Below are 22,930 nucleotides of genomic sequence, written 5' to 3'. Positions count from 1 at the left end.
CGTTTCACCAAACCATAAGACCGCGACCGACGCCATCGGCGCCGGCCCGCAGAAAGCCGAAAAGTGCCGCCACGACAACGGCTGCGACAAACCCGTCCAGACGATCCATTAGTCCGCCGTGGCCGGGAATGATGTGACTTGAGTCCTTTACGCCAAAACGGCGCTTCACGGCGGATTCGAAGAGGTCGCCGAGCTGCGAAACCACCGAAAGGGCCGCCGAAAGCATCAATAGCGGTCCCATCTTACCGAGACCGAAGGCGACAAATCCGCCTGCCACGGCCAGACTGGCGGCAAACCCGCCGACGGCGCCGGCCCAGGTCTTTTTCGGGCTGACGCGCGGCCACAGTTTCGGTCCGCCAATACCGCGGCCCGCGAAATAGCCGCCACTATCGGTCACCCACACGATCAGCAGCACGAACATCAGGGCGGCAAAACCCTTCACGGAATCCAGACGCACCAGCACCGAGGCAATCTCGGCCGCCGCCGCGTACAGAAATCCGGCCGCCGCCCAGTTCCGCCGCTCCGGCGCGATTGACACGACCGCTACAAAGCCGATGCCGAGCACGATCAGGGCGGCATCGAGCCGGCCGAGCGCAAAGCAAACCCCGCCGAGCGCAAGCGCGGCCACGCCCGGGACGATCACACGCGTTGCCCCGGCGAGGCCCACGATCGCGAGCCATTCGACGAACAGGCCGACGGCCGCCAGCGTCACCAGCGCGGCCCACAGCCAACCGCCCGCATAGGCAATGGCGACCGCAAGCGGGATCAACACCGCGGCGGCGGCGATCCGCATCACCAGATTGCGCGAATCGGGCGCGCTTGCTGCCGCCGGCGAGGGCTCGGGGTCGGTCACGATCCGGTTTTCGCAACCAGACCGCCGAAGCGGCGTTCCCGTCTCGCATATTCGGCAATGGCGCTTTCGAGCGCGGCCTTGTCGAAATCCGGCCAGTGGATCGGCACGAACACAAGTTCGCTATAGGCCGCCTGCCACATCAGGAAGTTCGACAGCCGCTGTTCGCCGCTGGTGCGGATGATCAGGTCGGGATCGGGAATGTCAGGTGCATCGAGATAGCGGCCGAGCGTATCGGCATCGATCGAGGCGGGATCGCGCTTGCCCTCCGCGACTTCACGCGCCAGCCGTTGGGCAGCGCCGGCGATTTCCTGGCGCGATCCGTAATTGAACGCGACCACGAGATTGAGCTTGGTGTTGCCTCTCGTCAGTTCCTCGGCCTCGTTCAAGAGCGTGCAGATATCGGGCTCCAGCCCCTCTCGTTCGCCGATCACGCGCACGCGCACGCCGTCGCGGTGCAGCGTCGCCAGATCGTTGCGGATGAAGCGGCGGAGCAATCCGAACAGATCGCCGATTTCGGTCGCCGGCCGCGACCAGTTTTCAGAGCTGAACGAAAAGATCGTCAGATAGAGCACGCCGAGTTCATGGGCGGCGCGAACGACGCGGCGTAGCGCCTCGACGCCGCGGCGGTGGCCTTCGGCGCGCGGCAAGCCGCGCGCTGCCGCCCAGCGCCCATTTCCGTCCATGATGATCGCCACATGCAACGGGACGGAGCGATCCGGTCCTTCCGTAGCGGGGGCGGCGGCGTTCGGCATTATCTGAATTCCAGGGCCAGTCTCAACTCTTAAACGTTGCCATCAAACGGTGAGGATTTCCTTTTCCTTCGCCGCCAGCAACTGATCGATTTCCGCAATCGTTCCGTCGGTCGCCTTCTGCACCTCGTTGGCGAGCCGCTCCTGATCGTCTTCGGAAATCTCGTGATTCTTCTCGAGCTTCTTGACGATATCCAGGCCGTCGCGACGGACGTGGCGAACGGCAACCTTGGCCGCCTCGGCGTATTTATGCGCGACCTTCACCAGTTCCTTGCGCCGTTCCTCGTTAAGCTCGGGAATCCGCAGGCGCAGCACCTGCCCTTCGGTCGCGGGCGAGAGGCCGAGATTGGAATCGACGATCGCCTTCTCCACGGCTTTCACCATCGACTTATCCCACACCTGGACGGAAAGCAGCCGCGGCTCGGGCACGCTGACGGTGGCGAGCTGGTTGAGCGGCATGTGCGAGCCGTAAGCCTCGACCTGCACCGGCTCCAGCATGGACGCCGCCGCGCGGCCGGTCCGCAAGCCACCGAGCTCGTGCTTGAGCGCATGGGTGGCGCCTTGCATGCGGCGCTTCAATTCGTTGATGTCAAAACCGGGCGTGGGCATAACGCTCTCCCCTCCTTGGAAACCAGCCGCTGGCGTCTTGAAGCCGCGGTTCGAAACTGCAACCGGCCTATCAGCCGGCAACCACCGTGCCGTGGCCGGTCCCGCGCAGGATCGCGCCGATCGAACCCGGCTCGGCGATCGAGAATACGATGATAGGCAGTGACGTCTCGCGGGCAAGCGCGAATGCAGTCGCGTCCATCACCTTGTAGTCGCCGGCGATCGCCTGCGAATGCGTCAGCCGATCAAAACGCTTGGCGGACGGGTCCTTTTTGGGGTCGGCGCTGTAAACGCCGTCGACATTGGTGGCTTTGAGCACCGCCTGCGCGCCGATCTCGGCCGCCCGCAACACCGCCGTGGTGTCGGTGGTGAAGAATGGATTGCCGGTTCCACCACCGAGCAGGACGATTCGTCCATCCGCGAGATATTTGTGCGCTGCAGTGCGGGTGAAGACCTCGGAAATCTCAGGCATTACGAACGCCGACAGGGTCCGCGCCGGCGCCCCCTTGCGCTCGATGGCAGCCTCCAGCGCCAGGCAGTTCATCACGGTGGCGAGCATGCCCATGGTGTCGCCGGTCGGGCGCGAAACGCCGCGCGAGGACACCTCCACGCCGCGAACGATGTTGCCGCCACCGATCACGACGGCCACCTCGACGCCGAGCTTGTGGGCCGCGATCAGGTCGTCGGCGATGCGGTCAACGGTAGGCTGGTCGATGCCGAAGAAATGGCCACCTGCGAGATACTCGCCTGAGAGCTTGATCACGACGCGACGATAGACCGGCTCAGCCATTGCTTACGCTTCCCTCTCCCGCGCAGGCGACTTCCGGCGCATTTGCGCCGGAAGACTGTGACCGCAGCGGTTACTTCTTGCCGCTGGCCGCCGCGACTTCGGCTGCGAAATCGGATTCCTGCTTTTCGATTCCCTCGCCGAGAGCATAGCGCACAAATCCGGCAATCTTCACAGGCGCGCCGATCTTGCCTTCGGCTTCCTTCAGAGCTTGCGCGACCGACTTGCCCTTTTCGTCGTGGATGAACGCCTGCTCCAACAGACAGACTTCCTTGTAATAGGTCTTCAGGCCGGACTCGACGATCTTCTCGATCACGTTTTCCGGCTTGCCCTGCTGGCGATACTTGTCGGCCAGCACGTCCTTTTCGCGCTTCACGATCTCGGGGTCGAGGCCGGACGGATCCAGCGCCTGCGGATTGGTCGCAGCCACATGCATCGCAAGCTGACGTCCGAGATGCGCGAGTTCATCGGTCTTGCCGGTTGATTCAAGCGCGACCAGCACGCCCATCTTGCCGGCGCCATCGATTACGGCGCCATGGATGTAGCTCGACACCACGCCCTTGCCGACCTCGAGTGAGGCGGCACGGCGCAGCGTCATGTTCTCGCCGATGGTGGCGATCGCGTCCGAAATCGCGGTTTCGACCGTGACGCTGCCGACCTTCGCCGCCTTGATCTTCTCGACGTCGGCGCCAACGTCAAGCGCGACCTGCGCGATCATCTTGACGAGACCCTGGAACTGCTCATTGCGGGCGACGAAATCCGTCTCGGAATTGACTTCGACCACGACGCCCTTGACGCCCGAGGTGACCGCGCCGATCAGGCCTTCGGCCGCGACGCGGCCGGCCTTCTTCGCGGCCTTCGAGAGGCCCTTCTTGCGCAGCCAGTCCTGGGCACCCTGCATGTCGCCCGCGGTTTCGGTGAGCGCTGCCTTGCAGTCCATCATGCCTGCGCCAGTCGACTCGCGCAGTTCCTTGACCATTGCCGCAGTGATCGTTGCCATCGTCGAATATCCTTCTTGCCTGTGAGCTGCGGGCGCGGCGCGCGCTTTGCGCCGTGCCGTCGTCAGCTACAGGGAATGCCGTATCTGGGGAGCAGGACCGGCGGCCGGAAGACCCGGCCACGCGGCGAACCAATTATTCCGCTTCCGCGGTCAGCGTCTTGGCCTGGGCGACCCAGGCATCGGCCCGGCTCGGAAGACCAACCTCTTCACCGATCTTGTGCGCGGTGTCGTGGTCGAGTTCGGCAAGCTGCCAGTAATGGAAGATGCCGAGGTCGTTGAGCTTCTTCTCGATCGTACCCGACACGCCGGTGAGCTTCTTGAGGTTGTCGGCGGTGCCGCGCGGACCGGCCAGTCCCTGGAAGCCGGTCGGCTGGGGCGCTGCCGGAACTTCCTCGCGGACCGGCTGAACGGCGGCGCCGATATCGATGCCGGAGTCGCCCTGCGCGCGCGAAATGCCGTCGATGGCGGCGCGGGCAATCAGGTCGCAATACAGCGAAATGGCGCGGCCGGCGTCGTCATTGCCCGGCACCACGAAGGTGATGCCCTTGGGGTCCGAGTTGGTGTCGACGATCGCGGCAACGGGAATGTTGAGCCGCTGCGCTTCCTGGATCGCGATGTCTTCCTTGTTGGTGTCGATCACGAAGATCATGTCGGGAAGACCGCCCATGTCCTTGATACCGCCGAGCGAGCGGTCGAGCTTGTCGCGCTCGCGCTGCAGCGTCAGCCGCTCCTTCTTGGTGTAGGAGTTGGCCTCGCCCGACGACAGCACCTCATCGAGGTGACGCAGGCGCTTGATCGATCCCGAAATCGTCTTCCAGTTGGTCAGCGTGCCGCCGAGCCAGCGCGAATTGACGAAATACTGCGCCGAGCGCTTGGCCGCCTCGGCAACGCCGTCCTGCGCCTGGCGCTTGGTGCCGACGAACAGGATGCGGCCGCCCTTGGCAACCGTGTCGGAAACCGCCTGCAGCGCGCGATGAAGCATCGGCACGGTCTGGGCGAGGTCGATGATGTGGATGTTGTTGCGGGCACCGAAAATGTAATCCGCCATCTTCGGATTCCAGCGGTGCGATTGGTGGCCAAAGTGGACGCCAGCTTCGAGGAGCTGACGCATAGAGAAATCGGGTAGCGCCATAGTAGTAGTTCTCCGGTTGGTTCCTCCGGAAACGTGTGAGCAAACGAGCCTGACTGGCCCGGTTGCCACCGGACGGCCTTTGAGAGCCATGTTTCCGTGTGAGATGGCGCGCTATATAGCCGGATTCCAGCCGGAAGCAAGGAAATACGGCCGGTTTTTCGGTCTTCCAGATCAGCGTTTTAGGGCCGCTCCGGCCAGACCCGGGGGATCTGGCCGGCTAACAATCAGCATCGCCCCGGCGGGCACCCCCTGGCCGCGGCCGCCGGAGCCGGCGCCGCACGCGGTGCAGCCATCGCCGGCGGTGGCGCGGCCATACGCGCGGGTGGCGGGGGTGGTGCGGCCATCCTTGGTGGAGGCGGTGGCGGCGCGGCCATCCGCGGCGGCGGCGATGGGGGTGCGGCCATGCGCGGCGGCGGTGCCGGCGGTGCAGCCATCCGCGGCGGAGGGGCCGGCGGCGCAGCCATCCTGGGTGGAGGCGACGGTGCGGCCATTCTCGCCGGTGGAGGCGGCGCGGCCATCCTGGGCGGGGGCGGTGCCGGAGCTACACGCGCTGCCGGCGGTGGCGGGGGCCTTGCCACATTCACTGCAGACGGTGGCGTGCCACGCCGCAGCTCGGGTTGCAGTTGAGGTTTTGGCGCAACCGCAGCAGCCGGCCTTGATGGCGCGGTGGGCGCCGCTGTTCCCAGGCGCGACGCACCCGGCGCTGGCCTTGCGTTCGGATTGACGGCGGCGCTTGGGGGCGTGGGTGGCGCGCCCCTGGCGCCCGGAACCGGCAGGGCGTTGGTCCTCGGCGGGGGCTGTGTCGACGGCAGCGCGGCTGGTGCGTTCGCCGGCTGCACCGCGCCCGGCCGTCCGGTCTGCCCGGCGGCCGGTGCGCCGGGTAAACCGGTCCTCACGGCAGGATTGATCGCGGCACTTGGCGGCACCGGCGCTTTGCCCTGCTGGATCAGCGTGGCCCGTTGCGCCACGGCAGGAGGCAGCGTCGGCGTGGCACTTCCCTGCCCCGGCCTAACCATCGCCGCCGGGGAGCCGGGACGTCCCCTGTCGCCAAGTCCCGCCGCAGGCAAAGCGGGCTGCGGCCTGTTGATGACGTTGTTGATCACGGTCCGGTTGTGGATGTTGGCAAAGATGATGTTGTTCGGCGGCGGCGCGACATAGCGCGGCGGCCTCACATAGACCGGTATCGGCACAAAGATCGGCTGCGGCAGGATGAACAGCCCGATCGGCGGTGGTGGCGGCTCCAGCACGACGAAATCGTCCGGCGGCGGCGGCAGGTAGTAGACCGGCGCCGGTGGCGGCGGGACAAAATCGAACTCGGGATCGTCGAAGGCCAGCACCGGACGATCGACATAGATGAACTCGTCCGGCGGCGGCGGCGGCACGTCGTAATCGATCACATCGAATGTCGGCGGCGGCTCGACCGGCGCAGTGAGAATGACCAGCCGGCGGCGCGCGTCGGCCGCATGAGGCCCGCGCGGGTAGCGTTGCAGATACGACCAATAGGCGTTCGGGGTGTCGGCGCGGTAGGTGCGGCGCCAGGTGATCGCTTCGCGCCGCGCCGCCGCGATCGCCCTCACCCGCTTTGCCATGGGATCGTCGGGATAGGCGGCGAGAAAATCCTCATAGGCCGGCAACGTGTCGCGCTCCAGCGCCGCGGCGTAAGCGTCCTGCGCGCCGAGATCACGGATCGGTTTGCTGCGGATGGCGGCGGCCTGATCCGGCGGCGCCGGGGCGGGCGCATCCGGTGAGCGCTCAAAGAACGTGAAGCTAGCGTCGACCTTCTGGCTGTCCCAGGGCACCTGGGCGCCCTTGCTGGCTTCGTTGACGCGAAGCCGCAGGCGATTGAAGACCTCCGGCAGCGGCAATCCACCGGTCCGGATCATCTCGGCCAGCGACTGGGCGTAGATGCCGTACGGTCCCTGCTCGGCAGGCGCTACCGTTCCGGGCGCCGCGTTGAACGCGATCAGCATATGCGGATCAGCCTCGACCAGAGCGAGACCGCTTGCGATCTGTCCCTCGATGAACGGCTGCTGCCGCGCCGCGTCCAGCACGACGATTCCGGCCTTCAACGGTAGCGAAACGAGTTGGCGGATGTAGTCGCCGGTCCGCAACGCCTCGGTCGGAACGTCGGTATCCCGGTTGATCGCGGAATCGACCGGCACGAAATAGTTCTCGCCGGCCAATTGCAGCCCGTAACCGGCCAGATAGACCATCGCGACCGTGTCCGGCCCCGAGCTTTCGGCCTTCTGGATGAAGTCGCGGAAACTCTTGCGCAGCGTGTCGCCATCGAGGTCGCGGGCGCCGATCACGTCGAATCCCGCCGCTTGCAAGGTTTGGGCGATCAGGCCGGCATCGTTGGCCGCGGTTGCCAGCGGCGATTTTGCATAGGCGGCATTGCCGACCACCAGCGCGATGCGCTTTTCCTGCTGTTGCGCAGCGGCGGAGCTCAAATGACCGGCCAGTCCGGACATCGCGACGAGACACACCGAGAGGATCGACAAACTTCTTGCTACCCGCATGGCATCCCACCCTGTCGCCGCCCGCGCTGTATGAGACGCGCGTTAAGCTGAACCTTTCTTGAATAAATGCGCTCTCAGCAAGGCATGCTGCAAGTCAAATCGAGCCCGGATTCCTGCTCCGCCCGGTTCCGGCACGGAGATTCGCATTGTCGCGGCCGCCCGGCGGGCGTATCCTTTCACCCTAATCGTGTTCGCCCGCATCGTGAGGCGACTGCGCGAGTTCCTCCCGGTGTGCGGAATGCCCATGCAATGGAGGAAATCGTCATGACCGTCGCCCCAACCCTGCAGAAATACCTGGATCAAAGCGTCACCTACGACGTGATCCCTCATGCCCCCACGAAGTCATCGACACGCACAGCAGAAGCCTGCCACGTGCCGGGAGATGCGCTGGCCAAGGCCGTCGTGCTGCGCCGTGACGGCGGCTACATGATGGCCGTTCTTCCGGCCTCCCATCACCTGCATCTGTCGACCCTGAAAAGTCAGCTCGGCCACAAGGTCGACCTGGCCAACGAAAAAGAGATCGCGGAGCTGTTTGTCGACTGCGACATTGGAGCCATCCCGCCGGTTGGCGAGTGCTATGGGCTCGACGTCATCGTCGACGACAGCATCGACCCGCGACGGGAAATCTACATGGAGGCCGGCGATCACGCGACGCTGATCCGCATGGACGGCGAGCAATTCGCGCGACTCAACGCCAAGGCCTGGCGCGGCCACTTCAGCACGCACGATTGAGGCCGCTCGATCCTGACGACTGCCCGCGTCGATTTCGACGCGGGCTCTACTCGTTAGAGCGTTTTCAAGCAAAAGCCTGCCCCGGACTTGATCCGGGGTGGACACCGGTTCGCGTCAGGAAAACGCGTCAAAACAAGAACCTAGAGCCCGGTTCTGATTCAATCAGAACCGAAAGGCTCTAGCGCGAGGGCTGCCGCGCGTCAGTGATGGGCGGCAACGCTCTTCACGCACCCGGCCAGCAAATCATTGGGCGCCGCACGGCTGACGTCGCCCAGGCTGATCATTCCGACCATCCGCTTGCTCTTGTTGATCACCGGCAACCTGCGGACCTGCAGCGTCTCCATGTGATGGACGGCCTTGGCAAGGTCATCGTCCTCGCGGCAGCAATGGATGCCTTCGGTCATTACGTCGCGCGCCTGCGCACGGCTGGGGTCGAACTTGCCGTCCGCAAGCCCTTTGCAAACGATGTCGCGATCGGTGACCATCCCGACCAGGTGGTCGTCCTCTCCGATCGGAATGCAGCCGATGTCATGTTCTCGCATCAGCTTCGCGACTTCAGTGATAGGCGTATCGGGGTTTACCCAGTCGACGCCCTTGTGCATCGCGTCTTTGACTTTCATGGCGGACCTCCGTAACTGCGATTTCAGGTAATACTCCCGTGATGCAGCACAGTTCCCCCTCGACTCGATTATATGACGGTTTCGCGTAGGTCGGCATCGAAAAAGGCAATGACAACTTCTTGAATTCGCGAAACGCATCGTTGCGCGAGGTTGAAGTGCCCCCGCGCAACGCCGTCGCCCAACTCAGAAGGCTGTCAGAAGAAGCCGAGCTTCTTCGGGCTGTAGCTGACCAAGAGGTTCTTGGTCTGCTGGTAGTGGTCCAGCATCATCTTGTGGGTCTCGCGGCCGACACCCGATTGTTTGTAACCGCCGAACGCGGCATGCGCCGGATAGGCGTGATAGCAATTGGTCCAGACGCGGCCCGCCTGGATGGCGCGGCCGAAGCGGTAGAGCCGGCTCGCATCGCGGCTCCAGATGCCGGCGCCGAGACCGTAGAGCGTGTCGTTGGCGATCGCGAGCGCCTCGTCGTCATCCTTGAAGGTCGTGACCGAAACGACCGGTCCGAAGATCTCCTCCTGGAAGATGCGCATCTTGTTGTTGCCCTTGAACACCGTCGGCTTGACGTAGAAGCCGCCGGCGAGGTCGCCCGGCAGTTCGTTGCGCGCCCCGCCCGTCAGCACCTGCGCGCCCTCCCCGCGGCCGATATCGATATAGGACAGGATCTTGTGCATCTGCTCGGATGACGCCTGCGCGCCGATCATCGTCGCCGGATCGAGCGGATCGCCCTGCACGATCGCCTCGACGCGTTTCAACGCCCTTTCCATGAAGCGGTCGAAGATCGACTCATGAATCAGCGCACGGCTCGGACAGGTGCAGACCTCGCCCTGGTTGAACGCGAACATGACGAAGCCTTCGATCGCCTTGTCGAGGAAATCGTCATCCTCGGCGGCGACGTCCTTGAAGAAGATGTTGGGCGACTTGCCGCCGAGCTCGAGGGTAACCGGAATGAGGTTCTGGCTGGCATACTGCATGATCAGCCGGCCCGTCGAGGTCTCGCCGGTGAAGGCGATCTTGGAGATGCGCGGCGAGGACGCCAGCGGCTTGCCAGCCTCGAGGCCGAAGCCGTTGACGATGTTGAGAACGCCCGGCGGCAACAGGTCGCCGATCAACCCTGCCCATATCATGATCGCGGCCGGGGTCTGTTCGGCCGGCTTCAGCACGACGCAGTTTCCGGCAGCCAGCGCCGGCGCCAGCTTCCAGCACGCCATCAGCAGCGGGAAGTTCCAGGGAATGATCTGGCCGACGACGCCGAGCGGCTCGTGGAAATGATAGGCGACGGTATCGTGATCGATTTCGGAAAGGCTGCCTTCCTGGGCGCGGATGGCGCCGGCGAAGTAGCGGAAATGGTCGATGGCGAGCGGAATGTCGGCCGCGGTGGTCTCGCGGATCGGCTTGCCGTTGTCCCAGGTTTCGGCGAGCGCAAGCAGATCGAGGTTTTCCTCCATGCGGTCGGCGATGCGGTTCAGGATCAGGGCGCGTTCGGCGACGCTGGTGCGGCCCCAGGCGTCCTTGGCGGCGTGCGCGGCGTCGAGCGCGTCTTCGACGTCCTGCGCTTCGGAGCGCGCGACCTCGCAAAGCAGCCGGCCGTTGACCGGCGAGAAATTCTCGAAATAGCGGCCCGAGCGCGGCTCGGCCCATTTTCCATTGATGTAGTTCCCGTATCGCCTTTCGAACGGGGCCTTCGCAGTTCGTGAAAATTCGACCTTGTTCATGGCTGTTCCTCGCTATGGCGTCGCTGAATGCGTCGCTCGGGAAAAACCATGGCGAAGGCAGGTTTTGCTGTCTGCCCAGCGAAGCCGGATCGCGTGGGCGTGTGTCGCAGAACTGCGACAGTCGAACGGGAGAATCCTTCTAGTGAGCGCGATGGAGGTCGAGGCGCCGCAGCTTCCGGTGCAGGGTCGCGCGGCTGATGCCGAGCGCCTCGGCAGCGGCCGAAACGTTACCGCCGCTGCGCGCCAGTGCCCGTTGCACGGCCACCCGCTCGGCCTGGTCGAGATCGCGCGCCGGACTCGACGCGCCACCGAGCAGGTCCGCCGCCGGCAACGGCTTCTTCAGAAAATCCCGCGTCACACCGAGCGCCAGCCGCGCCGAACGCGTTGCACCGATGACGAGGTCGTCGGCATCGACCGCGATCAGCCCGCCGCCGCCGCGATTGATGTCGGGCGCAAACAGGAAGCGGGCGTTCGGAAACGCCAGCCGGAAATTCTCCATCTCGATCCGGCGCGCGGCATCGCCGACCGCCACCGCAATGAGATTGACGAACCCTTCCGTGAGGTCGGCGCGGCAGGAAGACACGTCGAGCGCTGCGGCCAGCCTGCCCTCGTGGTCGTAGATCGGCGCCGACGTGCAGCTCAAAAGCGTGTTGCGCGCGTAAAAGTGCTGGTCGCGATGGACGGTGAGCGCGCGCTGCTCGGCCAGACACGTTCCGATGCCATTGGTGCCCTCGCACTCCTCGCTCCAGACCGTCCCGGTCCACAAACCCCACGCCCTGAACGTCTCGTCGTCGGACGCGGCGCCGCGCCGGTCGACAGGCACGCCGTTGCGATCAGCCAGCAGAACGCAACAGCCAACGCCGCCGACGGCCAGAAACAGCCGGTCCAGATTGGATTGCGCGGCGCGAACCAGCGGCTCGATCTGCTGGCGCGCCAATTCGAATTCGGACTGGCTCAACCGGCGCGGCAGATTGCATTCGGCGGGGTCGAGGCGATGAAAATTGGACGACCGGCGCCAGGAAGCAACTACAGCCGATGTAGCGGCCGAGCCATGCGCGACCGTCGCCTGCACCTGATCGGCATGGTGTTTGGTGGTCTGCGCCACGCTCGTTCCTCCCGTGGATGCAAGCCTACCCGGCGGGCGTGACATAGCGAATTGATCTGGGTCAAACGAGGGCGACCTTGGTCCTATCTCGCCTCAAGCTGTGTGGGCGCCGGCCCGATGGCCATCGCCTGCGCGTGTTCGTTCCGGCGGCATGTGCATGGGCCGTTGGGTCGAGTCTAATCCGCCAACTGCAGCTCCGCGAGCATCGTTCTCGCGGTCGGCTCGTCCAGCGGAATAAATTCGCCCGGCCCAAGATTATCGTGGCCGGACGTTGCGACAGCCGCGACCGCCACGCCGGCCAATCCTCCGACCAGCGACATTCCGCTCACCGCATCATGCCTCGCGCTCGATTTGACGAGAAAGAAGTAGGTGCGGCCGGGCGCCGTGGTGAAATCGCGCCTGGTCTCGCCCGGAAACAGCGTTTCGCTCGCAACTAGCTGATGCGGACCCGCCGGGAGATCGGCATAGGCGTAGGTGCCGACCAGCACCTTGCCCATCGGACTGCCATCTACCCTCACCTCACAGGCGCAAATGGCCATGGACAGCCCGTCGCGCTTTTTCTGAAGCACCACCACCCGGGACTGTCCCGGCTTCGGCGGACCAACCCTTTGCGAGATCGCCGCATAGTCGGTTCCGACCTTGGCGGTCATGCATCCCGACAACATTAACGCGCCCGACAGCAACGCAATTCCACGCCCCAGCATAATGCCCCCAAAACTTTCCCCAGAAGGGCATAGCCGGGAACACCGTGAGGTTGCAATAGCACTTACGGCGCTATCCGCGCCGCCGGTTGACCCTACAGCGTCTGCACATCCACCACGCCGGCAACCGCCTTGATCGCTCCGGCGATCTGACGCCGCGCCGGCCGCCGGCGGCTACTGAACCGCCTCGTTTGGCCTGGCATGCACGCGATCGCTGTCGAGCCTTGCTTTGAGATTGGCGATCTCGCCAAAGAATACGCCTTGCTCGGTGAGCTGGACCGCACGGAACGCCGGCGGCATGAGCTGGTGCGTGGTGTACTGCCGCCCGTAATCGGAAAAAGCCTCGGACCGCTGCAAGGTCTGGAACGCAATCGCGGTAACGAGCAGTGCGACCACGATGGCACCCTTCAGCTTCAGTCGGGTTCGGCCCACCTCGCGCAAATGCAGGAAGCACATGGCGGCCAGGATTGACCACGTCGCAACGTATTGGTACGTGCTAGCTCCGGGCCAGGTCCACGCAAACGCGAAAATCCGGGCAAACTCGTGGTAAAGCGAGAACGCAAGGCCGCCTGCCAGCGTGATGAGCAGATTGCGCAAGAGGTGCGAGCTGCCGGAAAATACTCGCGACAGCAGCGCCCATATGCCAGCCCATACGAAAACCGTGGCGACGATCCACAGCAGCGGCGTGAGATAGCTCGAAGCCCGCAGCTCGGCCGTCTGACCGAGCCAGATCTGAAGCACGCTCAATGCCAGCAGCGAAGCGCCGAGCGTCGCGGCCGCCGCGATCGGCAAGGTCCGCGACTCCAGCGGGGCGACGCGTTCGCGTTCGACCTCATGGTGGATCTCGCGAATGCGCAGATAAGTTTGGCCGATACGAATTGGATGTTTGCCGTCAACGACGATGCGCGCGACCCGGCTACGGCCGCCGTCGAGAAACGTACCGTTGGTGCTACCCAAATCCTCGGCAATGAGTTGCCCGGCCTCGTCGCGAAAGACACGCAGATGCTGTGCGGCGACATAGGGATCGTCGATGATGACGTCGTTGTCATAGCCGCGGCCGATGCGCGCCTCCGGAGCAGCGATCCGGAAACGCGCGGCAATATCGCGATGACGCGACAGTACTTCTACCCAGATCATTTGCTCGACTGCACCGATTGAAGGAAGCGCTTGCCGAGCGCCACGGCGTCGTCATAGCCCACCGCCTGAAGGCTCAATCGCGAGACCAATGCCTCGCTGCCCTGGTCCTGGGTCACGGCGATCAGGGCCACGTCGTAGAGTCCTTCGAATTCACGATAGGCCTGCGCGCACCAGATAACCCTGAGCGGTGGACGGTCCGACGCCGCGGCACCGACAAAATCCTCGTGGCAGCGCTGCGGCGTATACCACTTGCGGAATGGGCCGCCGCCGACAAGCCGCGGCTGGCTCATCTGAGTCAGGAGGGTTGCAAGCTGGAACTGGTTGAGCTCGGTGGCTTTGACATACGAATGATCAATCTGGATCGCTCCCGTGTTCAGGTCGGGAGCGACATACAGGCCGGTATCGGCCTTGCAGTTGATCGAATTGATGCTGGCGCGCGGCCTGGGCGTGGCGCCCGCATTGGTGTTCGCCCAGCAATTGAACCAGGGCGCCACCGTCTCGGGAGCCAGATACGGCCCGAGCGCGGTCGAACGAAACCCCTTCTCGGCAAACGATCTGTAGAGCGCCGACTGCCAGGCGGCGAGTTGTCGGCCGACCTCGGCCCGCAGATCCGGCGGGGTTTTCTGCTCGCGCACCCGCTGTAGCAGCGCCGCCGCATAGCGCGCCGGTACCAGAAAGCTGAGAAGCTGGCCGCCCCTGCGGGTGGCGACGTTGACGCCGACGACCTGTCCCTCGGCGGAAACGGTCGGGCCGCCGCTCATGCCCGGGTTGAGCGCGCCACTGAAGTGCACACGATCATTGTAGGTGCGGTCTACCAAGCCGTTATAGGTGCCTTCGATGATCGTGAATCCGAGATCGAGCGGGTTGCCCATGGAATACAGGCGCTCGCCCTTGGAAGGCGAGCCTTCCATTGCGGCGCCGTCGAAAGTGAAAAATGGAGCGTCACGCTTGGCAAGACGAACGATCGCGAGGTCGTTTGGCAGGTCGACGCCCACCACGCTCAGCTCTCCGCGGCTGCCGTCGGCCGCCGTATATTCGAGCCGATAGGTTTTCGGCTCGAGTACAGCCTGCGAAACCACGTGGTAATTGGTGATCGCCAGCCCGTCGGCGGACACAAGGAAGCCGGAGCCGATCGACGCCTGCTGTCCCGCATTGGCGACCAGCGTCCGAATCTGCAGCAGTCGCGGTGGCGCCGCGGCGTAGATGCCCTCCGCGATCGAAGATGCGCCCTGCGCCGTCCACGCCGTGCCGCCATCAAGGGCCAGGAACAGCAGCAACCACGTTAGCGCGCGCGCAACCCTGGCAACAGAAACAGCCACGAAGTCCCCCTGGCCATGCCCACACGGCGATGATGCTCTCGCCGTTTAGCCAAAACACCGCGTGGTTGCAATCGTATCTCCACGCGCCCGACAAACGACGGCGCATATTGCGTTAATGGGAGCTGAAGGGTGCAATCCCTTTGATGAATGCCAATCGCGCCTGCTGCGAGTTCGGGGCAGCCGCTGCAGCAGGTCCTTGCCACGACCTACAGCGTCTGCACATCCACCACGCCGGCAACCGCCTTGATCGCTCCGGCGATCTGCGGCGAGACCTTGAAGCGGCCCGGCAGCTTCATCTCCACCTCGGTCTGCAGGTCGAGCATGATGACGAGCGAGACGTCGCCATCGGCGCCGCCCGATGGCGCGGGCGCAGGCTTCGCCGGCAGGCCCCTGGCCGAACCGTTTTGCGCCGATGCTTCCGGCATGTTGAGCCGTCGCGCAATCGAATCCAGCGGCTTGGTGTCGCGAACGAAGATCCGCAGGCCCTTTTGGGTTTTGGCTGCGGCGTCATCCAGCGGCTCGGCATGCAGCACCCGCGCGCGCACGTCTTCGCCCTGCAACTCGGCGCCGAGTTGCAGCAATACGGCCGCCCCCGGCTCCAGCACGTCGCGGTATTGCGCCAGGCCCTCGGAAAACAGCACCGCCTCGAAATGTCCGGTCGGGTCTGACAGGCCCATGATGCCCATCTTGTTGCCGGTCTTGGTGCGGCGCTCCATGCGCGACACCACGGTCGCCGCAACCCTGCCCGCGGTCGCACCGGTCTTCACGGCACGCGAGAATTCCGCCCAGGACTGCACCCGCAGCCGCTTCAACACGGTGGCGTAGTCGTCGAGCGGATGGCCGGACAGGAAAAAGCCGACGGCATCGTATTCGCGGCGGAGTTTTTCGGCCGGCAACCAGGGCTCGATCTGCGGCAGCATGATGGTCGGCGCGTCGGCAGCATTGCCGAACATGTCGTTCTGGCCGATCGTCGCCGCTTCATGGCTGCGCTGGCAGGCGGCGAGAATCGCGTCCGCCCCGGCAAAGACACGGGCGCGGTTCGACTCCAGCATGTCGAATGCGCCGGCCGCGGCCAGGCTTTCGATGATGCGCTTGTTGATCGCGCGCGGATTGACGCGGGCGGCGAAGTCCGCAAGCGAGGTGAAGGCGCCCTTCTTGCGCTCCTCCACGATCTGCTCGACGGCCTGCAGGCCGACGCCCTTCAGCGCCGCCAGCGCATAGTAGATGGTTTTCTCGCCGACCTCGAAGGTGGCGCCCGAACGGTTGATGTTCGGTGCTTCGACCTTGATGCCGAGCCGCTGCGCCTCGGCGCGAAACTCCGAGAGCTTGTCGGTGTTGTTGAGTTCGAGCGTCATCGACGCCGCCAAAAACTCCACCGGGTAATGCGCCTTCATGTAGGCGGTGTGGTAGGACACCAGCGCGTAAGCCGCCGCGTGGCTCTTGTTGAAGCCGTAGTCGGCGAACTTGGCGAGCAGTTCGAAGATCGTGTCCGCCTGCCCCTTCGGCACGCCGTTCTTGACCGCGCCGGCGACGAAGATCGCGCGCTGCTTCTCCATCTCGGCGCGGATCTTCTTGCCCATCGCGCGGCGCAGCAGGTCGGCGTCGCCGAGCGAATAGCCGGCCATCACCTGCGCGATCTGCATCACCTGTTCCTGGTAGATGATGACGCCGAATGTCTCTTTCAGGATCGGCTCCAGAATCGGATGCAGATATTCAGGCTCCTCGTCGCCGTGCTTGCGCGCGCAATAGGTCGGGATGTTGGCCATCGGGCCCGGGCGATAGAGCGCCACGAGCGCGATGATGTCCTCGAAGCGGTCGGGGCGCATGTCGATCAGCGCCCGCCGCATGCCCTGGCTTTCCACCTGGAACACGCCGACCACATCGCCCCGCGCCAGCATCTGGTAACTCGGCGCATCGTCGATCGGCAGCGTCGGCAGATCGACATGGATGTTGCGTTGCCTGAGGAGCTTCACTGCGACGTCGAGCACGGTCAGCGTCTTCAGGCCGAGGAAGTCGAACTTCACGAGCCCCGCCGGCTCGACCCATTTCATGTTGAACTGGGTCACTGGCATGTCGGATTTGGGATCGCGATAGAGCGGCACCAGTTCGCTTAAAGGTCGGTCGCCGATCACGATGCCGGCGGCGTGCGTCGAGGCGTGGCGCGTCAGCCCTTCGAGGCGCTGGGCGATGTCAAAGGCGCGCGCGACCACCGGGTCCTCGTCGCGGAACGCCTGCAGCTTGGGTTCACCCTCGATCGCCTGCGCCAGCGTCACCGGCGCGGCGGGATTTTGCGGCACCAGTTTTGTCAGCTTGTCGACCTGGCCGTAAGGCATCTGCAGCACGCGGCCGACGTCGCGCAGCACGCCCCTCGCCTGCAGCGTTCCAAAGGTGATGATCTGCGCCACCTGATCGCGGCCATAGCGCTGCTGCACGTAGTCGATCACCTCGCCGCGGCGGTCCTGGCAGAAGTCGATGTCGAAGTCCGGCATCGAGACGCGTTCGGGGTTGAGGAAGCGCTCGAACAGTAGTCCAAAGCGAATCGGATCGAGGTCGGTGATAGTGAGCGCGTAGGCGACCAGCGAGCCGGCGCCGGAGCCGCGGCCCGGACCGACCGGAATATCGTGGGCCTTGGCCCATTTGATGAAGTCCGAGACGATCAGAAAGTAGCCCGCATAGTTCATGCGGTTGATGACGTCGATCTCGAAGGCGAGACGCTTCTGGTATTCCTCTTCCGTCGCGCCGGGCGACAGGCCATGAACCTGCAGGCGGCGCGCGAGCCCCGCCTCGGCCTGACGCTTCAGCTCGGCGGCTTCTTCGGTTGCCGCGTCGGAGCCCGAATCGGCACCAACGGTGAAACGCGGCAGGATAGGTTTTCTCGTTTTTGGCCGGAACGAGCAGCGCTCGGCGATCTCGATCGTGGAGGCCAGCGCTTCCGGAATGTCGGCAAACAGCACCGCCATTTCGGCGCGGGTCTTGAAGCGGTGATCGGGGGTGAGCTGCTCGCGGTCGGTCTCGGCGATCAGCTTGCCGCCGGCGATGCACAACAACGCATCATGGGCTTCATAGTCGTCGTTCGACGCGAAATATGGCTCGTTGGTCGCGACCAGCGGCAGGCCCTTGGCGTAAGCGAGATCGATCAGGCCGGCCTCGACGCGGCGCTCCTTGTCGACGCCATGGCGCTGCAATTCGACATAGAGGCGATCGCCGAACAGGTTCGCCAGCCGGTCGATGCGCGCGGCTGCAAGCGCTGTGTGATCGGCGTTGAGCGCCAGCGAAATCGGACCGTCGGGGCCGCCGGTCAGCGCGATCAAATCCTCGGCATCGCCGTCCAGCCATTCGAGCTTGATGTGCGGGGATTGATGGACGGGCGTTTCCAAGAACGCCCGCGAGTTCAGCCGCATCAGGCTGCGGTAACCGCGCTCGCGCGCCGCCAGCAGGACGATTCGCGACGGCGTGGCGGCAAGCGAATTGCGCGCGTTGGGATCCTGGTCGCCAAAATCGACGGCGAGTTCGCAACCGACAATCGGTTGGATGCCGTAGCCGGCCATCTTGTCGGAGAATTCCAGCGCTCCGAACATGTTGTCGGTGTCGGTCAGCGCCAGCGCCGGCTGGCGGTCGGCTTTCGCCAGTTCGCCGAGTTTGGCGATCTTGATGGAGCCCTTCAGCAGCGAATAGGCCGAATGAACGTGGAGATGAACGAATCCGGCACTGGACATGCGCTAAAGGGGCTCTTGCATCGTGATGGGGCGCGATCGCCGGCAGCTCAGGGTGCACCGACTCGCTGCCGCAATGGTGATGCCTCGGCCGGACGGAGTCCACGCGGAACGCGCGCTGCGCGATCGCCATCCGGCTTTTCCCCAGCCCGCCCTCAAGCCGAATCGGGCCGGGTCTCCGCCCCGCCTCAAAGATGGGGAATCACCTGGGCCCAGACTGCGATCATCCCGACAAACAGCGTAATCGACGCCAGCGCCGCCGCCTCTTCCACGAACATCCGCAACATGATCCGACTCCTTACGGTCCGAGAACATATGAGGAACATTGTTCCTTTTTTGTTCTGGGAGTCAAGGCCCGTCTCACGGCGGGTTTTACGACAATTCCGGCTTGGTTAACCGGCGCGCCCGCCCCAACAAAAAAGCCCCGGGGATGCCCCGGGGCTTCGATGTTGTCGCCAGTAGCGCGAGATCAGTACCGCGAGACGGCCGGGCCGCCGAACCTGTAGTTCAGACGGGCGGTGACGAGATCGACGTCCTGACTGATGCGGTCGGTGCCGAAGAAGCCGCCAGCCGGGTTGGTGAAGGTGTAGGTACGGTCCTGCATGAACAGGTGATTGTACTCGACACCGAACGACCAGTTCGGAGCGAAGCCGTATTCGAGGCCGACGCCGACCGTGCCGCCCCAGCGGGTGTCGTCGCCGGTGACGGCAGCAAGCGTGTTCGTGGCAGTAAAGAACTGACGGTACTCGTTCGAGGTCACAGCCGCACCGCCCTTGACGTAGAACAGGACGTTGTTGACGGCATAACCAACCTGGCCAGTGAACAGGCCGAACGCATCGATCCGCGATTCGTTGCGGAGCGTGGGATCGAACACGCTGATGTTGCTGCCCTGGAAGTCGGCCCAGTTGCCCTGCGCTTCAACGCCGAACACCCAGGTGCCGGCCTGCCAGCGATAGCCGATCTGGCCACCGATCGTGCCGCCATCCGCATCATGGCAACCCTCGCTAGCAACGCCACCGGCAACCGGCAGGAAGTCCCAGCAGCTCCGGCTCGTACCCCAGCCGCCGTTGGCACCGATGTAGAATCCGCTCCAGTCATAGATCGCAGCAACCATCGGGGGCGCCTTGGTGTAAGGACGCGCAGCGAGATCAGCAGCAACAGCCGGCGCAGTCGCGCCGAGCGCGATCAGACTGGCCGTAACAAGCAAAACCTTCTTCATTCTTATTCCCGTTCCTTTTTTGACAGCCCCCAAGGCCGAGGCATGCTCATAGCATCGTTGGCTCGAATTGCTGTAACCTCGCTGCAACAACCCACACCAAACGGCCTCAGTGCGAACGCAAGTTAATGTTGTCTTGCAGGCGTTTTTCGAAACTTTGCGCCGCAGCTCGCCCAAAAAAATTCACATTTTGCTTTACGGCGGTATTGCAGGACGGATTGGCTTGACGGGATTGCAGAGCTGCGGCTTGTGTCGTCAGAATGGAACGCGAAGCGCCGATGCGCCGTGAAGGAGATTCGAAATGCGTAGAGCGATTCTGGCCGTGCTGACCGCGATCGGATTGGCAGCTATCGGTGCTGCGCCCGCCGAAGCCGTAGGCACACGATATCCCTTCTGCATTCAAGGCACCGAGCAGCCGGGCCTCAGCAATTGCACGTTCACGAGCTACGAGCAGTGCCAGGCGACTGCCTCGGGTCGCTTTCTCACCTGCATCGCCAATCCCTATTATATTGGCGAGAGCGAACCGCCGCCCGCCGCGTATCGCCCGCTGCCCGGCCGCGCGCTGCCGCCAGCTCCCGGTTACGGCAGGTACTGAGCAGCGGCACCTTTCGCCGCCGAGACATTCCGCACAGGCGAACCTCCGGACGCCCGCACCTACAGCGCGTGAACGTGATTTGACGCCGGACTGCGTCGAATGTCTGCTGGCCATCAGCACACGCGGACCGATGCAGCAGTGAAGGAGATTCTGATGCGCATTCTGGCTTTGGCAATTCTGGCGATCGGCGCAGCATCGGCGGCTGCACCGGCGCAAGCACAGACGTACGATCCCCGCTATCCGGTTTGCCTGCATGTCTATGGCCGGATCACCTATTACGAATGTGCTTATACGTCGCTGCCCCAATGCAACATGTCGGCGTCGGGCCGCTCGGCGCAATGCGTCATCAATCCCTATTTCGCACATGCGCAGGGACCGTCGGCATATCGCAACAAGCGATACCGCAACGTTTACTGAACGCCGTTATTCGAGTTCGACGACCCGGCCGTCGACCAGCGACACCCGCCGGTCCATGCGGCCGGCCAACTCCATGTTGTGGGTGGCAATCAGCATCGCGACCTGCGTCGCCTTCACGAGTTGCATCAGCGCCTTGAAGACGTGATCGGCGGTATGCGGATCGAGATTTCCGGTCGGCTCGTCGGCGAGTAGCGCCCGCGGCGCGTTGGCGACGGCACGCGCAATCGCAACGCGCTGCTGCTCGCCGCCGGAGAGTTCGGCCGGCCGGTGCGAGGTGCGATCGCCGAGGCCGAGATAGGCCAGAATCTCCTGCGAGCGCTTGATCGTCTCGGAGCGTTTGAGGCCGCGGATCATCTGCGGCAGCATGACGTTTTCGAGCGCGGTGAATTCCGGCAACAGCCGATGCGATTGATAGACGAAGCCGATGTCGGAGCGCCGGATCTGGGTGCGGTCGATGTCAGACAATTGCGAGGTCGGCGTGCCCGCGACATAGACTTCACCCTCGTCGGGACTTTCGAGCAGGCCTGCGATGTGCAGCAGCGTCGATTTGCCAGACCCCGACGGTGCCACCAGCGCCACCGACTGCCCCGCCCACAGCGCAAGCTTGGCGCCGTCGAGAATAGTCAGCGTCGCCTCGCCCTGCCTGTACTCGCGTTTTATCTCGTGGAGATAGATAACGGGTACATCTTCCGCCTCCTCGGCCATCTCGCCCTCACTCGTACCGGAGCGCATCGACGGGATCGAGGCGCGCGGCGCGCCAGGACGGGTAGAGCGTCGCCAGGAAGGACAGTGTCAGCGCCATGATCACGACCGCAGTGGTCTCGCCGAAATCGATTTCGGCCGGCAGGCGCGAGAGGAAATAGAGTTCCGGCGAGAACAATTCGGTATTGGTCATCCAGGACAGGAACTGGCGGATCGATTCGATATTCAGGCAGATCAGCATGCCGACGAAAAATCCGGTCAGCGTGCCGACCACACCGATCGCAGCGCCCGTGATCAGGAATATCCGCATGATCGAGCCCTGCGAGGCGCCCATGGTGCGCAGGATGGCTATGTCCTGGCCCTTGTCCTTGACCAGCATGATCAGGCCCGAAACGATGTTGAGCGCGGCAACCAGCACGATCATGGTCAGGATCAAAAACATCACATTGCGCTCGACCTGAAGCGCGTTGAAGAAGGTCGAGTTGCGCTGCCGCCAGTCGACCAGGAACACCGGCCGCCCGGCCGCCTCCGTCACGCTCTTGCGGAACGCGTCGATTCGATCGGGATTGATGGTGAATACCTCGATCGCGGTTACGTCGTCCTTGCGATTGAAATAGGCCTGCGACTCCGGCAGCGGCATGAACACGAAGCTTGCGTCATATTCCGACATGCCGATCTCGAACACGGCCGCGACCTTGTAAGGCTTGATGCGCGGCGTCGTGCCCATCGGGGTCACCGCGCCCTTGGGCGCAACCAGCGTGATGGTGTCGCCGGCATGCAGCGACAATTGATCGGCGAGCCGGCGTCCGATGATGACGCCCTGCCCCTCGTCAAACCCCTCCATCGTGCCCTGCTTGATGTTCTTGGCGATCGAGGTGAGGTTGTTCAGGTCCGCAGCGCGCATGCCGCGCACCAGCACGCCAGCGGCGTTGAAGGCGGAAGATGCCAGCGCCTGACCGTCCACAACCGGCGCGGCAAGGCGGATGCCATCGACCTGGCTGATGCGCTCGGCGACGTCCTTCCAGTCGGTCAGCGGCGATTCCAAGGGCTGCACCAAGATGTGGCCGTTCAGCCCAAGGATCTTGTCCAGCAGTTCCTTGCGGAAGCCGTTCATCACGGCCATCACGATGATCAGCGTGGCGACGCCGAGCATGATGCCGAGGAACGAAAAGCCGGCGATGACGGAAATGAAGCCTTCCTTGCGACGCGCCCGCAAGTAACGCCCGGACAGCAGCCATTCGAAGGGCGCAAAAGGCGGAGTTCGGGCTGTCTCGTTCATGGTCTCATCCATTACTCGATAATCCCATGATTCGGG

20 protein-coding genes are annotated in these 22,930 nt (G+C 64.1%); 3 read left to right on the top strand and 17 right to left on the bottom strand.

The window, feature by feature from the left end:
* Nucleotides 1-4: 4 nt before the first annotated feature.
* From V1292_RS24085 to V1292_RS24055, 7 genes are all read right to left on the bottom strand, one after another.
* Nucleotides 5-793, bottom strand: a complete 789-nt coding sequence (locus tag V1292_RS24085; protein WP_442895628.1) for a phosphatidate cytidylyltransferase — start codon at nt 791-793, stop codon at nt 5-7.
* Between the two features lie 56 nt (nt 794-849).
* The gene (locus V1292_RS24080) at nt 850-1,605 is read right to left on the bottom strand and encodes an isoprenyl transferase (protein WP_334362939.1); all 756 of its coding nucleotides are present in this window, start codon (nt 1,603-1,605) and stop codon (nt 850-852) included.
* 42 nt (nt 1,606-1,647) lie between these two features.
* Entirely contained in the window at nt 1,648-2,211 is a 564-nt protein-coding gene (gene frr, locus V1292_RS24075) for a ribosome recycling factor (RefSeq protein WP_057843034.1), read from the bottom strand.
* Between the two features lie 70 nt (nt 2,212-2,281).
* The gene (gene pyrH, locus V1292_RS24070) at nt 2,282-2,998 is read right to left on the bottom strand and encodes a UMP kinase (protein WP_334375120.1); all 717 of its coding nucleotides are present in this window, start codon (nt 2,996-2,998) and stop codon (nt 2,282-2,284) included.
* Between the two features lie 70 nt (nt 2,999-3,068).
* A complete protein-coding gene (gene tsf / locus V1292_RS24065; protein WP_213250329.1) occupies nt 3,069-3,995 on the bottom strand; it encodes a translation elongation factor Ts in 927 nt (308 codons plus the stop codon).
* A gap of 133 nt (nt 3,996-4,128) precedes the next feature.
* A complete protein-coding gene (locus V1292_RS24060) occupies nt 4,129-5,127 on the bottom strand; it encodes a 30S ribosomal protein S2 (protein WP_057843031.1) in 999 nt (332 codons plus the stop codon).
* 224 nt (nt 5,128-5,351) lie between these two features.
* A complete protein-coding gene (locus V1292_RS24055; protein WP_334375119.1) occupies nt 5,352-7,646 on the bottom strand; it encodes a caspase family protein in 2,295 nt (764 codons plus the stop codon).
* A 264-nt stretch (nt 7,647-7,910) separates the two neighbouring features.
* Between V1292_RS24055 and V1292_RS24050 the strand changes: the two genes are divergently transcribed.
* The gene (locus tag V1292_RS24050) at nt 7,911-8,378 is read left to right on the top strand and encodes an aminoacyl-tRNA deacylase (RefSeq protein ID WP_334375117.1); all 468 of its coding nucleotides are present in this window, start codon (nt 7,911-7,913) and stop codon (nt 8,376-8,378) included.
* 200 nt (nt 8,379-8,578) lie between these two features.
* Here the strand turns inward: V1292_RS24050 and V1292_RS24045 are convergent, their stop codons facing one another.
* The 8 genes from V1292_RS24045 to V1292_RS24010 form a co-directional block, all read right to left on the bottom strand.
* Entirely contained in the window at nt 8,579-8,998 is a 420-nt protein-coding gene (locus V1292_RS24045) for a CBS domain-containing protein (RefSeq protein WP_334375116.1), read from the bottom strand.
* A gap of 194 nt (nt 8,999-9,192) precedes the next feature.
* Nucleotides 9,193-10,710 carry an aldehyde dehydrogenase gene (gene adh / locus V1292_RS24040; RefSeq protein WP_334375115.1) on the bottom strand — a complete coding sequence of 506 codons (1,518 nt, stop codon included), beginning with the start codon at nt 10,708-10,710 and terminating at the stop codon, nt 9,193-9,195.
* A 139-nt stretch (nt 10,711-10,849) separates the two neighbouring features.
* Nucleotides 10,850-11,815 carry a helix-turn-helix domain-containing protein gene (locus V1292_RS24035; RefSeq protein ID WP_442894538.1) on the bottom strand — a complete coding sequence of 322 codons (966 nt, stop codon included), beginning with the start codon at nt 11,813-11,815 and terminating at the stop codon, nt 10,850-10,852.
* A gap of 176 nt (nt 11,816-11,991) precedes the next feature.
* The gene (locus V1292_RS24030) at nt 11,992-12,465 is read right to left on the bottom strand and encodes a DUF2846 domain-containing protein (RefSeq protein WP_334375113.1); all 474 of its coding nucleotides are present in this window, start codon (nt 12,463-12,465) and stop codon (nt 11,992-11,994) included.
* A gap of 225 nt (nt 12,466-12,690) precedes the next feature.
* The gene (locus tag V1292_RS24025; protein WP_334375112.1) at nt 12,691-13,653 is read right to left on the bottom strand and encodes an FHA domain-containing protein; all 963 of its coding nucleotides are present in this window, start codon (nt 13,651-13,653) and stop codon (nt 12,691-12,693) included.
* Complete coding sequence (locus tag V1292_RS24020; protein ID WP_442895559.1) at nt 13,650-14,972, bottom strand: S1C family serine protease; 1,323 nt, start codon at nt 14,970-14,972, stop codon at nt 13,650-13,652. Before V1292_RS24020 ends, V1292_RS24025 begins: the two co-directional genes overlap by 4 nt.
* Nucleotides 14,973-15,178: 206 nt before the next feature.
* A complete protein-coding gene (gene dnaE, locus V1292_RS24015) occupies nt 15,179-18,688 on the bottom strand; it encodes a DNA polymerase III subunit alpha (RefSeq protein ID WP_334375110.1) in 3,510 nt (1,169 codons plus the stop codon).
* Nucleotides 18,689-19,154: 466 nt separating this feature from the next.
* Nucleotides 19,155-19,904: an outer membrane protein gene (locus tag V1292_RS24010; protein WP_334375108.1), complete on the bottom strand. Its 750-nt coding sequence runs from the start codon at nt 19,902-19,904 to the stop codon at nt 19,155-19,157.
* Nucleotides 19,905-20,202: 298 nt separating this feature from the next.
* Here V1292_RS24010 and V1292_RS24005 point away from each other — a divergent pair, with 298 nt between their 5' ends.
* Together V1292_RS24005 and V1292_RS24000 are read left to right on the top strand one after the other, a co-directional pair.
* On the top strand, nt 20,203-20,496 hold the full coding sequence (locus tag V1292_RS24005) for a DUF3551 domain-containing protein (protein ID WP_065729148.1): 294 nt from the start codon (nt 20,203-20,205) through the stop codon (nt 20,494-20,496).
* Nucleotides 20,497-20,649: 153 nt separating this feature from the next.
* Nucleotides 20,650-20,913, top strand: coding sequence for a DUF3551 domain-containing protein (locus V1292_RS24000; protein ID WP_334375107.1), 264 nt, complete (start codon nt 20,650-20,652; stop codon nt 20,911-20,913).
* 6 nt (nt 20,914-20,919) lie between these two features.
* Here V1292_RS24000 and V1292_RS23995 read toward each other — a convergent pair whose 3' ends face one another.
* Together V1292_RS23995 and V1292_RS23990 are read right to left on the bottom strand one after the other, a co-directional pair.
* On the bottom strand, nt 20,920-21,618 hold the full coding sequence (locus V1292_RS23995) for an ABC transporter ATP-binding protein (protein WP_334377147.1): 699 nt from the start codon (nt 21,616-21,618) through the stop codon (nt 20,920-20,922).
* Between the two features lie 7 nt (nt 21,619-21,625).
* Nucleotides 21,626-22,906, bottom strand: a complete 1,281-nt coding sequence (locus V1292_RS23990; protein WP_334375106.1) for a lipoprotein-releasing ABC transporter permease subunit — start codon at nt 22,904-22,906, stop codon at nt 21,626-21,628.
* Nucleotides 22,907-22,930: the final 24 nt, after the last annotated feature.

The sequence above is a fragment of the Bradyrhizobium sp. AZCC 1719 genome (genome assembly GCF_036924525.1).
GTDB lineage: Bacteria > Pseudomonadota > Alphaproteobacteria > Rhizobiales > Xanthobacteraceae > Bradyrhizobium.
Note: the sequence above shows the minus strand (reverse complement) of the source record. Positions and strands in the feature narration are given on the sequence as shown.

Coding starts and splice junctions, on each gene's coding strand:
- V1292_RS24000 (WP_334375107.1), top strand. CDS start 20,650: ATGCGCATTCTGGCTTTGGCAATTCTGGCGATCGGCGCAGCATCGGCG.
- V1292_RS24010 (WP_334375108.1), bottom strand. CDS start 19,904: ATGAAGAAGGTTTTGCTTGTTACGGCCAGTCTGATCGCGCTCGGCGCG.
- V1292_RS23995 (WP_334377147.1), bottom strand. CDS start 21,618: ATGGCCGAGGAGGCGGAAGATGTACCCGTTATCTATCTCCACGAGATA.
- V1292_RS23990 (WP_334375106.1), bottom strand. CDS start 22,906: ATGGATGAGACCATGAACGAGACAGCCCGAACTCCGCCTTTTGCGCCC.
- V1292_RS24005 (WP_065729148.1), top strand. CDS start 20,203: ATGCGTAGAGCGATTCTGGCCGTGCTGACCGCGATCGGATTGGCAGCT.
- pyrH (WP_334375120.1), bottom strand. CDS start 2,998: ATGGCTGAGCCGGTCTATCGTCGCGTCGTGATCAAGCTCTCAGGCGAG.
- V1292_RS24080 (WP_334362939.1), bottom strand. CDS start 1,605: ATGCCGAACGCCGCCGCCCCCGCTACGGAAGGACCGGATCGCTCCGTC.
- dnaE (WP_334375110.1), bottom strand. CDS start 18,688: ATGTCCAGTGCCGGATTCGTTCATCTCCACGTTCATTCGGCCTATTCG.
- V1292_RS24030 (WP_334375113.1), bottom strand. CDS start 12,465: ATGACCGCCAAGGTCGGAACCGACTATGCGGCGATCTCGCAAAGGGTT.
- V1292_RS24060 (WP_057843031.1), bottom strand. CDS start 5,127: ATGGCGCTACCCGATTTCTCTATGCGTCAGCTCCTCGAAGCTGGCGTC.
- V1292_RS24045 (WP_334375116.1), bottom strand. CDS start 8,998: ATGAAAGTCAAAGACGCGATGCACAAGGGCGTCGACTGGGTAAACCCC.
- V1292_RS24050 (WP_334375117.1), top strand. CDS start 7,911: ATGACCGTCGCCCCAACCCTGCAGAAATACCTGGATCAAAGCGTCACC.
- adh (WP_334375115.1), bottom strand. CDS start 10,710: ATGAACAAGGTCGAATTTTCACGAACTGCGAAGGCCCCGTTCGAAAGG.
- V1292_RS24025 (WP_334375112.1), bottom strand. CDS start 13,653: ATGATCTGGGTAGAAGTACTGTCGCGTCATCGCGATATTGCCGCGCGT.
- frr (WP_057843034.1), bottom strand. CDS start 2,211: ATGCCCACGCCCGGTTTTGACATCAACGAATTGAAGCGCCGCATGCAA.
- V1292_RS24085 (WP_442895628.1), bottom strand. CDS start 793: ATGCGGATCGCCGCCGCCGCGGTGTTGATCCCGCTTGCGGTCGCCATT.
- V1292_RS24055 (WP_334375119.1), bottom strand. CDS start 7,646: ATGCGGGTAGCAAGAAGTTTGTCGATCCTCTCGGTGTGTCTCGTCGCG.
- tsf (WP_213250329.1), bottom strand. CDS start 3,995: ATGGCAACGATCACTGCGGCAATGGTCAAGGAACTGCGCGAGTCGACT.